Below are 14,842 nucleotides of genomic sequence, written 5' to 3'. Positions count from 1 at the left end.
ATTGTGAAAGTTTAAATCATTTCCCTAGACAAAAACGACTGAATAGTTCGTCGATCATGGATTCTCGGATTGTATCGCCTGTGATGTCGCCTAGTAGTTCCCAGGCACTGCGCAGGTCGGTAGCTACAAAGTCTACTGGCATGCCCATGTCGATGGAGGAGAGGGCTTGTTCGACTTGTGCCTTTGCTTGTTCCATAAGGCTAATGTGGCGCACGTTACTAATCATGGCGCTGTTGTCTTGTTTTACGCGACCGCCATAGACGAGTTCTTGTACCCATTTAGAGAGAACTGCAGAGCCTTCCCCTTCTTTAGCACTAATGCGTTCAATAGCTGTAAAATTCCCATGTTCTTTAATATTTTCATCTGTAACGACTTGTGCCACGTCGGACTTATTAAGGAGTACGATGGTGTTTAAACCGCTCACAGAGGTCAAAATTTCGATTTCTTCAGGATTTAACGGAGTAGATCCGTCAATAACGCAGAGCACGATGTCTGCTTTGTTGATATAATCACGAGCACGCTCCACGCCAAGGGCTTCTACCGTATCTTGTGTATCCCGAATACCTGCCGTATCGATGAGGCGTAGAGAAATGCCTTCTACGGTCATATATTCTTCAATGCTGTCCCGCGTCGTCCCCGGAATATCCGTTACGATAGCGCGGTTTTCGCGCAAAAGAGCGTTCATGAGGCTCGATTTACCTGCATTTGGACGACCCACAATAACCGTCGTAATACCATCTCGAATGAGGCGACCTGTATTCGCTGTGGACAAGAGATCATCCATGGCTTTCAAAATAGGCTGTAATTGATCACGAACCTCTTGGCTCGTTACGTCCTCGATATCCTCCTCAGGATAGTCGATGGTTACCTCTAAATGAGCAATCATGGCGATGAGCTGTTCTCGCACATCTTTCACAAAGGATGAAACAGTCCCATCTAGCTGTGCCACAGCGAGGGAGAGAGAGTCCTCCGTTTTCGCTTCAATAATATCAATGATCGCCTCCGCTTGGGTGAGGTCGATACGTCCGTTCATAAAGGCACGCTTCGTAAATTCACCGGCCTCAGCCATGCGCACATCGTGATTGACGAGGAGTTTCAAAATTTGTCGAACCGGTACAATGCCGCCGTGACACTGAATTTCCACTACATCCTCTGCCGTGTAGGAATGAGGACCTTTCATTAATAACACAAGAACCTCGTCGATGGTCTTGTTAGTTGCAGGGTCCACAATGGTCCCATATTGTATCGTTCTATTTTGGCGGTCCATCAAAGGAACGGTGCCAACGCTCTTGAACAGGCTATTTACAATAGGAAAACTATCCTTGCCGCTGACCCGAATAATACCAACCCCACCGATGCCGGGCGGTGTCGCAATGGCCGCTATTGTATCATCTATATACATACATATCTCCGTATTTCGATTATCTAGTATTTATTTTTGTATATGTTCTTCGCCTGTGAAAGTTAAACTAAACTAATCTTTGCATGCGAAGATTAACTTAGGTTAGCTTTCACCATAACCTAAAGAATAAAGGGAACAGCCCTCAAGCAACCGAGGATATCAGTTACTTGAAAGCTGCACTACTATATTTTATTTTTTGTACGAAATCACAACGTGACGGAATGGTTCATCCCCTTCACTGTTGGTAACAACGTTTTTATCCCCTTGAAGGGCAGTATGAATGATTTTACGTTCAAAAGCATTCATCGGTTCTAAGGAAACCTTTTGACGGTTACGTTTCACCTTAGAAGCCAAACGTTTCGCGAGATTTACCAATGTTTCTTCTCGGCGAGAACGATAGTTTTCCACATCTACCACGATATGGCAGTGGCCAGATACATCCTTGTGAGCCACGAGATTTGTTAAGTATTGAATAGCATCCAAGGTTTGACCATGTTTGCCTATCAAAATACCTAAATCTTCGCCATGTACTTGGAATGTAATCTTGTCTTTGGTCATCATCTTTTCGATAACCACAGTGAGGCCCATTTGTGTAAACATATCATCTAGGAATTGTTTACCTTTTTCAGCAATTTCTTGTTGATCTTCTTTTGAAAGTTCTTTTTTAGAAGGTTTTTCCGTTACAGTACTTTCAGAAGTTTCAACTGCTATATCTTGTACTTCTGTTTCGCTTGTTGCCACTGGTTCGGAAGCAATAGCTACAGATTGTTCTTCTACGTTAGCTACTTCTTTTGCAGTAGCAGATTGAGCCAAAGCAGTGAAGAATAAGCGAACAACTGCTGGTTTACGACCAATGCCTAAAAATCCACTAGAAGGTTGTTCTAAGACTTTAGTTTCTACCAATTCTTGGCCTTCAGCGGCTAATTGAGCTACACCTTTAGCAATGGCATCTTCAATGGTTTTAGCAGATACATCGATAAATTCCATAATTGCCTCCTACTTAGCGTTCAAATTTTTGTAAATGAAATGCTGTTGAATCAATTGGAATACGTTAGAAACTACCCAGTAGATAACGAGACCAGATGGGAAGCTCAAAGAAATGTAACCAATGAATAAAGGCATAAAGATTGTCATAATCTTTTGTTGTTGCGCAGCTGCACCAGTTGCACCATTACTAGTTTGACGAGACATAACCCATGTGGATAATGCACTCAAAATAGGTAAGATATACATTGGATCTGGATCGCCAAGGCTAGGCAACCACAAGAATTGTACAAAGTTTGGATCGTATGGGTAATCTTTCAAAGCCCAATAAATCGCGATCAAGAATGGCATTTGTACCAACAATGGCAAGCAACCAGCCAATGGGTTAACGCCCATTTCTTTGTACAATGCACCCATTTCCGCTTGCAGTTTTGCAGGATCGTTTTTGTATTTATCTTGCAATTGTTTCATGCGAGGCTGCAATTCTTGCATAGCCTTCATGGATTTGATTTGCTTAACAGTAAGTGGTGCCAAAATCGCTTTAATAACGATTGTTAAAAGGATAATAGCCACACCGTAGCTTGGATAACCTATCATTTGAGTCAATTGGAACGCATAGGTTACCAATGTGCTCATTAAATCAACGATAGGTTGGAAAATACCACTTAAAAAGTCCATTGTTTCTCCTTTTTCATACAGTCCGAAATCGTCCTTTGCGCATCTATATATCGTTATGGTATGGTCTAAATTTCATCCATACAGATGCTTAGGTATTTCCAAAACTGTGCTCGATGGTTTTTGTGAAAGTAACTTTCACAGAACGCATCCAGCCTAATCCCACGTGGGTTAGGGAACTGGATCGTAGCCACCCTTATGGAAAGGATGACAGCGAAGAATGCGTTTTAAACCCATCCAGCTACCTTTCAAAGGACCATATTTTTCGATGGCCTGCAGAGTATATGTGGAACATGTCGGATAATAACGGCAACATCCAGGTTTTAAGGGAGATATGGCGAGCTGATAAAACCTAATTAAAAGTCGTAAAAGCATGGTTATACAGCGTTTCATGGAAACCTCCATATACACAAAAAGGACCAAAGCCTCTAACTTGTGGTCCTATTTATTATTTTGTATCAATAATTTGCTTTTCCGCAAGAGATACAAAATCTCCTTTTCCGCTTTTTCGTAGGTAGCGTTTTTCAGAGGGCCACGTCCAACAATTACGATATGATACCCTTCGCGAATGGCATGCTGATTGAGGCGATATACCTCTTTCATCAGGCGTCTAGCTCGGTTGCGCTCCACTGCACAACCAACCTTTTTGCCTGTTACAAAACCAATGCGCGTAGGTTGCTTTGCCACGGGCATACGATACAGTACACACATACGGCCTACTTCGTATTTTCCGTGCTTATACACAAGGCGATATTCATTATTGTGCGTCAGTCGTCTTGCTTTATCAAGGCAATAATCCATATGCATTGTCCTTAAGTCCTAAGAATAGAAAAACTTGGCAGCAGCGCCAAGTTTTTTCTCCTGCCTAACAGCTATTATATTATGCAGATAAGCGTTTTCTGCCTTTTGCACGTCTTCTTTTCAAAACGAGACGGCCACCAATAGTTTTCATGCGTTCACGGAAACCATGGGTACGTTTTCTCCAAAGAGTATTTGGTTGGTAAGTACGTTTCATTAGTAAAACACCTCCTCGTCATTCTGTATTGTTTTACTTATACCATAACAGGGTAATTATAGAGGTAAAACGTAAATTTGTCAATCATTTAGGGCTATTCTGAAAGACTTTCATGTAGATTTTACTTAAATCCGATAGAACTAAAACTGATACTACTTTTATAGGGGGAGGAATAGATGTGGTTTTCTCCCTCCATACGACACGTAAGTCGGTCAAAAATCCACATCTATCCCTACTCCTAACACACTCTAATGACTACTAATATACCTACCACCAGTATAAAAAGTAGTATCAGTTTTTATACCAATCTAATAAAAGTCTTTCAGAATACGGATCTAAGGATGTGTTCAAATTTTACCTTTTATCCTCTGGGGAAGGAGATAGGGACCTATGTTACGTTTCCAGGGGGAGGAATAGATGTGATTTTCTCCCTCCATACGACACGTTTCGGTCAAAAATCCATATCTACACCTAACACTCCCGCTTAGAAAAATCACTAGTTTGTCATTTTTATTGATCATTTAGTTTTGATTATCTGAAGGTTGATGCTGTTAAGTTCATCAATTACTTTTCCATCTATGTGTATAATAATCATAAAAATTATCTTATTGGAGGAGGGGAATGAAAACTACTTTTTGAGCGACTTGCGTTAGAATGGAGCGATAAAAGTAGTTTTCATTCCTCCCCCAAAAGTAATTGATGAACAAATAATGAAATAATTATTAATTTATTAACACATTTCCTTCAGATAACCAAAAGTTATCCACAGAATAAATGACAAACTAGTGATTTTTTGGTACAATCATACTTGAAATTAGGGAAAATTATATATTTTTATAAGTTTTTGATGGATAACTTTCGAGGTTATCCACATTTTTTCTCTTTTAATCTATAAAAACTAAAAAGTCAGTAATTATCTATATAAAATAGACTTTTATTTTTACTTATTCACAGGTTATACACAAGTTATTCACAGGAATAATATGTTTTTCCACAGCTTTTACAATGGTTATACACATTATTCCTAAAGTTATACACATTTATCGCAATAGTTATTCACAAGAGGCACGTCATGCAGTCATTTGATTTAAATAATATATGGGAACATATATTGCTTGAGGCGAAAAAGAATATGCAACATTTACCTGACGCATTGTATTTGCGCGTCACGTCATCGTTGATTCCCATGTCTCTCGATAGTCATTCGATCCATATTGGGGTCATGCAAACATTTGTAAAAAACTTAATCGACCAGCAGCCGCAAATTAGTAAAGCTTTACAAGATGCGATTACCACAGTCATCGGCTCTCCTCGAGATATGGTTTTATTCGATTTTAATCAAGAGAGTATAGATACTACCTTTGTTGATGAAAGTCTCATCGATACGCCAGTTATAGCACCTCCAATGCCTTTACCACCTATAGTAGAGGAAAAGGCTTATCAAGAGGAGTTTTACACACCGGTCTATCAAGAGCCTATCTATATCGATCGCGCGCCAGCGCCTGTGGATATTCCAGACGAGCCAATGGTAGCGGCACCGAAGAAAACAGCAGAAACATTGCCAACATTGCAGTCTGACAATGTACCTGTGGATTTATCGTTATCCAATCTCAATCCAGCGTATCGTTTTGATAACTACGTAACGGGCAACGCGAACCGCATTCCGTTTGGGGCTGCTCAAAATGTAGCTGAGTTCCCTGGTGGAGACTATAATCCGCTCTTTATCTACGGACCTTCAGGCCTCGGTAAAACGCATTTGATGCACGCCATCGGCAATGCCATCAAGGAACATCATCCACATATGAAGGTCATGTCCATTACAAGCGAAAACTTTATGAATATTTTCGTCGAAACATTGCAGCGCAACCAAGGTAAATTATTCCGCAACACGTTCCGCAATATCGATGTTCTCATGATTGACGATATTCAATTCCTTGAAAGCCGTGAAAGTACGAAAACTGAGCTATTTAATACGTTCAATGAATTACTAAATAATAACAAGCAAATCGTACTTACCTCTGATACGATGCCAAACGATATGGAGCAGTTCGAAGATCGTCTTCGCTCTCGTTTCCAAGCTGGCTACATTGCAACAATGGAAAATCCAGATTTAGAAACGCGCATCGCCATCTTCAGATCACTGCTTGAACGAGAATATAAAAAGAACCGCATTATTCGCATCGATAATGACTCTATCAACTACGTAGCATTGCAATTCAGCGAAAACGTCCGCGTATTGCAAGGTGCTTTCACCAAGCTCATCGGTACAGCGTCCATCGATCAACGTCTAGAATCTATCGACCTAGAATACACAAAACACGCCTTGGCGGGCCTCGTTCACACAGAAGAGGTAAACATGGTTAATATTGAAAGCATCCAGAATTTTGTAAGTTCTTATTTCAATATTAAAAAGCAAGACTTGCTCGGCAAAAAAAGGAAAGCCCAATTCGCATTCCCACGGCAAATCGCCATGTATCTATGCCGCGATATGATCAATGAAAGCTATCCACAAATCGCAGCAGCTTTCTCTCGTGACCATACGACAATTCTCCATGCGTACGATAAAATAACGAAGGAAATTGAAAAAAACGAAGAAACTAAACGAATGGTTGCAGAAATTAAACAGAAATTAACAACCTGTGGATAACTCTGTGGATATATGGTGAATAACTTTGTGGATATCCTAAAACTCATACTTTGATGTTAATATGTGGATAAGTAGGTACAAACTATCAACATAGTTATACACAACCCATAATTCACACAGTTAGTGGCTTCAAATCACTTTTACACATATAAACAGGCCCCTACTATTACTACTACTAAAACTAACAAACAATCAAAAAACCAGTAGAAATAGATCTACCGCAGAATATCTATAGAGCATCTACGATAGCAAACATTGAATATTACAAACAAAGCAAGTAATTATTAGTGCTTTTACAATATATAAAAATTATAAAGGAGTAACATATGCATATTACATTCCCTAAAGCAAATCTCCAAAAAGCAATCAACGTATTGCAAAAGGTATCTCAAAATAAAACAAGTTCCAACTTACCAGGCGCTATTTACATGACTACAAAAAATGGTCAAGTAGAATTGCAAGGTAACGACTTTGAACTCGGCATTCGCTTAACCATCGATGGAGATATCAAAGAACCTGGTACTTTAGTAGTAGGTTCCCGCTATTTCCAAGAATTAATTCGCAAATTACCTGGTGATACTATTGAACTTTACAAACCAGAAGACGGAAATTCTTTGACAATTACATCTGGGTCTTCCGAATTCAACCTTGTAACATTACATCCAGATGATTTTTCCTTGGTGGAACAAATTCACGACCAAGATCATGTAAACATCGATAGCTTTGCTATGAAAGAACTCATCGATTTAACAAACTATGCAGCAGCTACTGACGAAGATCGTCCTGTATTTACCGGTGCTCTTCTTGAAATCAAAGAAAACGAAGTGACTATGGTTGCTACCGATACACACCGTATGGCTGTTAAAAAAATTACCATCGATGAACCAGCAACAACTCCAATGCGTGCTATCATTCCAACAAAAACGTTGGCTGAAGTATCTCGTTTATTACCAACAGATAATCCAGCTATGATCAATATCATTTGGAATCGCACACAAATCGTATTCAATTTTGAATCTATTTATATTATTTCTCGCTTAATTGAAGGTACATACCCTGAATATGAAAAGGTAATTCCTTCTCAATTCGATTCTAGCGCTGTAATCGATCGCCGTGAATTTGCTGGTGCTGTTGATCGCGTATCCTTGTTGGCTAAAGACATCAGCTATAATGTAATTCGTTATGATTGGTCTGAAAGTAATGTCACATTGTCTACTCAAAATACTGAAATCGGTATGGCAAAAGAAGACGTAGCTGTTGAATTTAAAGGCACACCTTTCACAATCTCCTTCAATGGTCGCTACATCTCTGACATCTTGCGTCACAGCACAGGCGACAACATCCACTTGTTCTTAAAACAAAACGGTCCTGTTGTCATTCGCCAAGACAATAATCCGAACTATACATACGTAGTAACACCAGTTCGCACAAATGCTTAACCTTTATCACTTTAGGAGAACGTTATGAAAGAGCAACAGCAGGTACCCATTCATACGGAGTACATTCAAATTGATCAGTTGTTGAAGTTAGAAGGTATCATTGAAACAGGTGGTCAAATTAAATCTTTCATCGATGAAGGCATCCTTACCTTGAATGGTCAGGTCGTAACAGAAAAACGCAAGAAATGCCGCGTTGGTGATGTGATTTCTTGTGAAGGTCTTGATGTAGACCTCGTGATTACACAAGAGGAGGCATAATCGGTGAGAATTGACTCACTGCAGTTATTTCAGTTTCGTAATTATAAGGATGTACAGATACAGTTTAATCCTGAGATTATCGTTCTGCACGGCACCAATGGGGCTGGTAAGACGAATATCCTCGAATCGATTTATGTTGGTACGATTGGTAAAAGCCATCGTACTAACGATACTTCGGATATGCTCATGTTCAATGCTGAAGAAGCAGGCATAGTTGTAAAATTCGAGAAAAAAGATACGCCTCAAAAGGTAAATATTAAATTATTCCGTCAAGGCCCTAAGGATATTCGATTAAATGAAACAAAAATATCTCAAAAAGAACTGATTGGTACATTAAATACAGTTATCTTCTGTCCTGAAGATTTACAGCTCATCAAGGGGACTCCATCGGGACGTAGGCGATTCCTTGATATGGAAATATCTCAGACTAGCGCTACTTACTATCATCAATTGATGCAGTACAATCGGCTGTTACAGCAACGAAATGCAGTTCTAAAAGAATATAGAGGAAAGAATACTATTCCTCTTGAAGAATGGGATTTGCAGCTAGCAGATATGGCGAGCTTTATCGTAAAGAAACGATTAGAAAGCTTAAAAAAAATCAATTTGCTCATCGATTTGATGAATCGTAAATTGACAGGTGGCCTTGAGAATTTAACCATTGGTTATGAACAGCCGTATATGGACAATGGTTCATTAGAATATACAAAGGAAGGCTTTTACGAACGCATCAAAGCAGCGTTGTCGCAAGATCGTCATCGTTTGAGCACTAGTGTAGGTCCTCATCGCGATGATTTAAAATTCTTTTCCGATGCTATGGATTTAAAGAAATTTGGATCGCAAGGTCAGCAACGAACAGCTGTATTGTCTTTAAAGTTGAGTGAACTTGAGTTTATCAAGTCAGAGGTAGGAGAATATCCAGTTCTTCTCTTGGATGATGTATTGAGCGAACTTGATGAGTCGAGACGAGTGAATTTATTGCAGTTTATTCATAAACGAATTCAAACATTTATTACCACTACAGATATTCACGATTTTAAAGATTTGAAATCTGTTCAATTTATTTCTTGTGAAGGAGGAAAGGTTCAGTATGGACAGCCTTGATCTTTGTTTACCAAAGGCCTTAGCAGAACTGAATTTACTGGAACAATATAAATTAAATACCCTCGTTCACAAGTGGCGCGATGTAGTAGGCGATGTCATCGCCGATCATACGAAAATTGTGTCTATCAAGCCTCCAGACATGGTTATCAGTGCAGATAATTCCATGTGGATGCAGGAATTACAGATGCAAAAACGACGTATCATCGAGGCTATCAACAAGTATTACCGCCATGAGGTAATCACCGATATTCGATTCATCATGAAACGTCAGAGCTATGTGAAAGTAGAAATTAATACGTCTCTCACGATTCCTGATGAACAGATTATTACAAAACGTATTAATTTTGCTAATATCGTACTTTCAAAAGAAGATGTAGACGCCATCGATAAATCTTTAGAACAAACGGATAACGAAGAATTACGAGCTGCTTTCAGAAAAGTACAAATTACGGCTCGAAAGCGTGAAATATATTTAGAGCAGCATGGGTATCATCGTTGTAAGCGATGTGGCATGCACATGGAATCTAAAAAAGAAATCTGTCCTACTTGTGAATATGAATTGCATCGGGCTCATATCAAGGAGATTAAGGCGGTTATTAGAAAGTATCCATACTTTAAATACAGCGACTGTCAGCAATTTATACAGTGTACCTTCCCAGACTTTGCAGAAGCGATGCGGGAATCCATATACTTTTATCTGGATAAGATTTATAAAGGATCCATCAATCGCCGTCATATGTTTATGGTGGCCATGCTCATCACCCATAAGAAGCCTGATGAGCTAACGGATCAGCATGTTATTAATTTGTGTAATAAATATAGATCAAAGTTCCTAGCTGAAGAGAAACAGCGCAAAATTGATGCTCTTAATGGGACATTAGAAAAGTAGAGGGGGCATTCTTATGTACGTTCATATTGGAGATACCATTTCCGTGCCCATAGAATCCATCATTACGATGGTGCATGCCAAGGGCGGAAAGTCCCATAAAAGTCCTATTCATCACTATGAAACGCTAGAATATATAGCCATGGTGCCAGAGGAGCAAATCAAGACATATGTGGTCACTGATGCTTGTGTGTATGGATCTGGTATCAGTATTAAGACTTTAATGAGACGGATTGATGAGTTTTATAGTATAATAAAGAGATAAAGTTTAATCCTGTACATGTTTTGTCACTTTATTTCAATCAAGTACAGTATGATAGATTGTTAGGAGGAGTTTGTTTCATGCCTGAACAAAATTATGGCGCTCAGAATATTCAGGTTCTTGAGGGTCTAGACGCGGTGCGTAAACGCCCAGGGATGTATATTGGTAGTACGTCTGCTCGTGGTTTGCATCACCTCGTATACGAAGTTGTAGATAACTCTGTAGACGAAGCGCTTGCTGGTTACGCTACACATATCGAAGTATCCATCAATCCAGATAACAGTGTTACTGTTGTCGATGATGGTCGTGGTATTCCAACAGGGATGCATGAATCTGGTATGTCTGCGGTAGAGTTAGTATTAACGAAATTGCATGCAGGTGGTAAATTCGGCGGTGGCGGCTACAAGGTATCTGGTGGTCTTCATGGCGTAGGTATTTCCGTAGTTAATGCGTTGAGTGAATGGACTAAGGTTCAAGTATCTCAAAATGGCATTGTTCAAGAGATTTCCTTTGCTCGTGGTCATAAAACTTCCGAGTTGCACGAAATCGGCAAGGCTGCAGGAACTGGTACTACAGTTATTTTCAAGCCAGATGCAGAAATCTTTGAAACTACCGTATTCAGCTTTGATACATTGAAAATGCGTTTACAAGAATTGGCATTTCTTAACAAAGGCCTTCGCATTACATTGAGCGATTTGCGCCTAGAGGAACCTCGTGTTGAAAGTTTCCACTATGAAGGTGGTTTGATTTCTTTCATTACCTTCTTGAACGAAAATAAAGAAGCAATTAATCCAACTGTTATCAACATTGAAAATACAAAAGATGACGTTGTGGTAGATGTGGCATTGCAATATAACGATAGCTATAGCGAAAACTTGTTGTCCTTTGTAAATAATATCAATACTATTGACGGTGGTACACATCTATCTGGTTTCCGTGCTGCTTTGACTCGTACCCTCAATGATTATGGCCGTAAATCTGGTTTGATCAAGGAAAATGAGTCCAATCTTTCAGGTGAGGATGTACGTGAAGGTTTGACGGCTGTCGTATCTGTGAAAGTGTTGGAACCTCAATTTGAGGGTCAAACAAAAACTAAACTTGGCAATAGCGAAGTTAAAGGTATTACAGATGTTATCGTTACAGAAGGTCTTAAAACATTCTTTGAAGAACATCCTCAAGATGCGAAGAAAATCATCGAAAAAGCAACGATGGCAAGCCGTGCTCGTGAGGCCGCTCGTAAAGCCCGCGACCTAACACGTCGTAAAAATGCGTTGGAAGTATCTAGCCTTCCTGGTAAATTGGCGGACTGTTCCGAAAAAGATACATCTATGACTGAAATTTATTTAGTCGAAGGTGATTCTGCGGGCGGTTCTGCAAAACAAGGTCGCGATCGTCGTTACCAAGCAATTTTGCCATTGCGTGGTAAAATCCTTAACGTAGAAAAAGCACGCTTAGATAAGATTTTGGCTAATAACGAAATTCGCTCTATGATTACCGCTTTTGGTACAGGTATTGGCGATGAATTCGATATTACAAAATCTCGTTACAACAAGATTATCATCATGACAGATGCGGACGTTGACGGTGCTCACATCCGTACCTTGTTATTAACATTCTTCTACCGCTATATGAAACCATTGGTAGAGGAAGGTCATATCTATATTGCTCAACCACCTTTGTATCAAATCAAGAAGGGTAAATCTCATTGGTATGTATACTCTGATGCAGAGTTGACTGCTAAACTTGATGAAGTAGGCCGCGATGGTACTACAATCCAACGTTACAAAGGTTTAGGTGAAATGAATCCTGAACAATTATGGGAAACTACGATGAACCCTGAAAATCGTACGATTCTACAAGTTAGCTTAGAAGATTCTATCGAAGCCGACAAAATCTTTACGGTCCTCATGGGTGATAAGGTAGAGCCTCGTCGTAAATTTATTGAAGATAACGCAAAATACGTGCGTAATCTAGATTTGTAAGAGGTGACCCATGTCTGATAATCATAATAATAACGTAGAGTTTACGTCTAACAAAGATCAACACCTAAAACGTTCCCTAAAGGCACGTCATATGAATATGATCGCTTTGGGTGGTGCTATCGGTACAGGTTTATTCGTTGCTGGTGGTGAAGTCGTAAGTACAGCTGGCCCTGGTGGTGCTCTTGTAGCTTACGGCCTCATAGGTATCATGGTTTATTTCCTTATGACATCTCTTGGGGAAATGGCCACATATTTACCAATTCCAGGTTCCTTCGGGACTTATGCAAAACGTTATGTAGATCCTGCCTTTGGGTTTGCCTTAGGTTGGAACTACTGGTTTAACTGGGCTATTACCTTGGCTGCTGAAGTATTAGCAGGGGCGCTCATCATGAAATATTGGTTCCCTGATGTGCCTGCCATCGTATGGTCTGCTCTGTTTTTGCTCATTTTATTCGGTTTGAACTATTTATCTACTCGTTCCTTTGGTGAAAGTGAATATGTGTTCTCTAGCATCAAGGTGATTACCGTATTCGTATTCCTATTCTGTGGCTTTATGCTTATCTTTGGCATTGGAGGCACATCTCCAGGATTTGCGAACTGGACAGTAGGAGAAGCTCCATTTGTAGGTGGTTGGGAATCTATCCTCGCAATCTTTATGGTGGCAGGATTCTCCTTCCAAGGTACTGAACTTATCGGCGTAGCCGCTGGTGAAGCGGAAGACCCTGAAAAGAACGTGCCAAAAGCGATTAATACAATCTTTTGGCGTATTCTATTGTTCTATATCGGTGCTTTCACGGTTATCGGTTTCTTGATTCCGTACACAGATCCAAATTTGTTGAACTCTAGTGTAGAGAACGTATCTATTTCTCCATTTACACTCGTATTTGACCGCTTTGGTTTTGCCTTTGCTGCTAGCTTTATCAATGCTATTATCTTAACAGCTGTATTGAGTGCTGGTAACTCTGGTTTGTACTCTTCTACGCGCATGCTGTACGCGCTTGCTAAAGAAGGTCAAGCACCTCAAATTTTTGCTAAGTTAAATAAACGCGGCGTTCCAGTACCTGCGTTAATCTTAACGACAGCAATCGGTTTATTTGCATTCCTTACAAGCTTTATTGGCGAAGGTACAGCTTATACATGGATTGTTAATATCTCTGGTTTATGCGGTTTCATCGCATGGGTTGGTATCGCAGTATCTCATTATCGTTTCCGCCGCGCTTTCATTGCTCAAAGAAGAGATCTTAGTGAATTGCCATACAAAGCGTGGTTATTCCCAGTGGGCCCAATCTTGGCGTTTATTCTTTGTGTCATCATCATTGCTGGTCAAAACTACTCCGCTTTCACAGGTGATACCATCGACTGGTACGGCGTATCCGTTGCCTATATTGGCTTGCCAATCTTCTTCGCAGTGTACCTTGGTTACAAATACATCAACAAAACTAAAGTTGTGCCGTTGAAAGAAGTTAACTTAGACCGCGATTTTGATAGATAAAAATATAAAATTAGACCTGTTCATTATGAAAGTAGTGAACAGGTCTTTTTTTGATGTATAATATGTAAATTTTTGATATATAGTATGTAATTTTTGGAGATACAATATGTAATTGTTTTATGTGAAAGCTATATTTATATTTGTTTTTCTCTAAAAGTCTTGTTATAATAAATCAAAATATATTGTAGTCAATTAGAAAGGATACAATTATGATTATTACTACAACTATGCATATTGAAAACAAACCTGTACAAGAGTACAAAGGTATTGTATTTGGTGAAGTCGTAGAAGGCCGTAACTTTGTAAAAGATTTCATGTCCGGTATTCGTGACATTGTTGGTGGTCGTAGCGGTAGCTATGAAGATTCTTTGATGAATGCGCGCAAAGCAGCTCTCGACGAAATGTCTCAACGAGCTTCTAAATTGGGTGCTAATGCTATTATTGGCGTATCCTTCCAATACAGCACAGTAGGTGCACAAAATGGCATGCTTATGATTACATGCAATGGTACAGCTGTAGTAGTTTAATAATAAATAATATAAATCCCCTAATCGATGTTTAAGTGTAAACTTTCACAACGATTAGGGGATTTTTACTAAGGAAATAAAGTTACTAGCTAATGCTATATTTTATGATGTTATGTAAATATTAGATATTTCGTTAGAAAAATATTAGACATTTCATTAGATTAATATT

15 protein-coding genes are annotated in these 14,842 nt (G+C 39.4%); 9 read left to right on the top strand and 6 right to left on the bottom strand.

Annotation, left to right across the window (positions count from 1 at the left end):
• Positions 1-16: 16 nt before the first annotated feature.
• The 6 genes from mnmE to rpmH all read right to left on the bottom strand — a co-directional run bounded on the left by mnmE (position 17) and on the right by rpmH (position 4,076).
• Positions 17-1,402: a tRNA uridine-5-carboxymethylaminomethyl(34) synthesis GTPase MnmE gene (gene mnmE / locus E6X37_RS06685; protein WP_316689703.1), complete on the bottom strand. Its 1,386-nt coding sequence runs from the start codon at positions 1,400-1,402 to the stop codon at positions 17-19.
• A 189-nt stretch (positions 1,403-1,591) separates the two neighbouring features.
• On the bottom strand, positions 1,592-2,389 hold the full coding sequence (gene jag / locus E6X37_RS06680) for an RNA-binding cell elongation regulator Jag/EloR (protein WP_316689702.1): 798 nt from the start codon (positions 2,387-2,389) through the stop codon (positions 1,592-1,594).
• A gap of 9 nt (positions 2,390-2,398) precedes the next feature.
• The gene (locus E6X37_RS06675; RefSeq protein WP_004692948.1) at positions 2,399-3,064 is read right to left on the bottom strand and encodes a YidC/Oxa1 family membrane protein insertase; all 666 of its coding nucleotides are present in this window, start codon (positions 3,062-3,064) and stop codon (positions 2,399-2,401) included.
• 168 nt (positions 3,065-3,232) lie between these two features.
• A complete protein-coding gene (gene yidD / locus E6X37_RS06670; protein ID WP_012865047.1) occupies positions 3,233-3,454 on the bottom strand; it encodes a membrane protein insertion efficiency factor YidD in 222 nt (73 codons plus the stop codon).
• Positions 3,455-3,502: 48 nt separating this feature from the next.
• Complete coding sequence (rnpA, locus tag E6X37_RS06665) at positions 3,503-3,862, bottom strand: ribonuclease P protein component (protein WP_278460830.1); 360 nt, start codon at positions 3,860-3,862, stop codon at positions 3,503-3,505.
• Between the two features lie 79 nt (positions 3,863-3,941).
• Positions 3,942-4,076, bottom strand: coding sequence for a 50S ribosomal protein L34 (rpmH, locus tag E6X37_RS06660; protein ID WP_004692946.1), 135 nt, complete (start codon positions 4,074-4,076; stop codon positions 3,942-3,944).
• Between the two features lie 1,072 nt (positions 4,077-5,148).
• On the opposite strand from rpmH, the gene dnaA reads away from it, so the two are divergent.
• From dnaA to E6X37_RS06615, 9 genes are all read left to right on the top strand, one after another.
• Positions 5,149-6,723 (top strand): chromosomal replication initiator protein DnaA, encoded by a 1,575-nt coding sequence (dnaA, locus tag E6X37_RS06655; RefSeq protein WP_316581166.1) that lies wholly within the window; start codon positions 5,149-5,151, stop codon positions 6,721-6,723.
• A gap of 326 nt (positions 6,724-7,049) precedes the next feature.
• Complete coding sequence (gene dnaN / locus E6X37_RS06650) at positions 7,050-8,162, top strand: DNA polymerase III subunit beta (protein ID WP_004698016.1); 1,113 nt, start codon at positions 7,050-7,052, stop codon at positions 8,160-8,162.
• A 24-nt stretch (positions 8,163-8,186) separates the two neighbouring features.
• On the top strand, positions 8,187-8,420 hold the full coding sequence (locus tag E6X37_RS06645; RefSeq protein ID WP_004692943.1) for an RNA-binding S4 domain-containing protein: 234 nt from the start codon (positions 8,187-8,189) through the stop codon (positions 8,418-8,420).
• Positions 8,421-8,423: 3 nt separating this feature from the next.
• Complete coding sequence (gene recF / locus E6X37_RS06640) at positions 8,424-9,524, top strand: DNA replication/repair protein RecF (protein WP_316581165.1); 1,101 nt, start codon at positions 8,424-8,426, stop codon at positions 9,522-9,524.
• Complete coding sequence (locus E6X37_RS06635) at positions 9,511-10,413, top strand: DciA family protein (protein ID WP_316581164.1); 903 nt, start codon at positions 9,511-9,513, stop codon at positions 10,411-10,413. Before recF ends, E6X37_RS06635 begins: the two co-directional genes overlap by 14 nt.
• Positions 10,414-10,426: 13 nt before the next feature.
• Positions 10,427-10,675, top strand: a complete 249-nt coding sequence (locus tag E6X37_RS06630) for a hypothetical protein (protein WP_058948347.1) — start codon at positions 10,427-10,429, stop codon at positions 10,673-10,675.
• A 77-nt stretch (positions 10,676-10,752) separates the two neighbouring features.
• Complete coding sequence (gene gyrB, locus E6X37_RS06625) at positions 10,753-12,654, top strand: DNA topoisomerase (ATP-hydrolyzing) subunit B (protein WP_316066480.1); 1,902 nt, start codon at positions 10,753-10,755, stop codon at positions 12,652-12,654.
• 10 nt (positions 12,655-12,664) lie between these two features.
• Positions 12,665-14,146, top strand: coding sequence for an amino acid permease (locus E6X37_RS06620; RefSeq protein WP_316581163.1), 1,482 nt, complete (start codon positions 12,665-12,667; stop codon positions 14,144-14,146).
• 209 nt (positions 14,147-14,355) lie between these two features.
• The gene (locus E6X37_RS06615; RefSeq protein ID WP_004692937.1) at positions 14,356-14,673 is read left to right on the top strand and encodes a YbjQ family protein; all 318 of its coding nucleotides are present in this window, start codon (positions 14,356-14,358) and stop codon (positions 14,671-14,673) included.
• The last annotated feature ends 169 nt before the right edge of the window (positions 14,674-14,842 follow it).

Origin of the sequence: Veillonella parvula (genome assembly GCF_032550495.1) — a bacterium.
Taxonomy (GTDB): Bacteria; Bacillota; Negativicutes; order Veillonellales; family Veillonellaceae; genus Veillonella; species Veillonella parvula_G.
The sequence above is the reverse complement of the archived record's forward strand: the minus strand, read 5'-3'. Positions and strand labels throughout refer to the sequence as shown.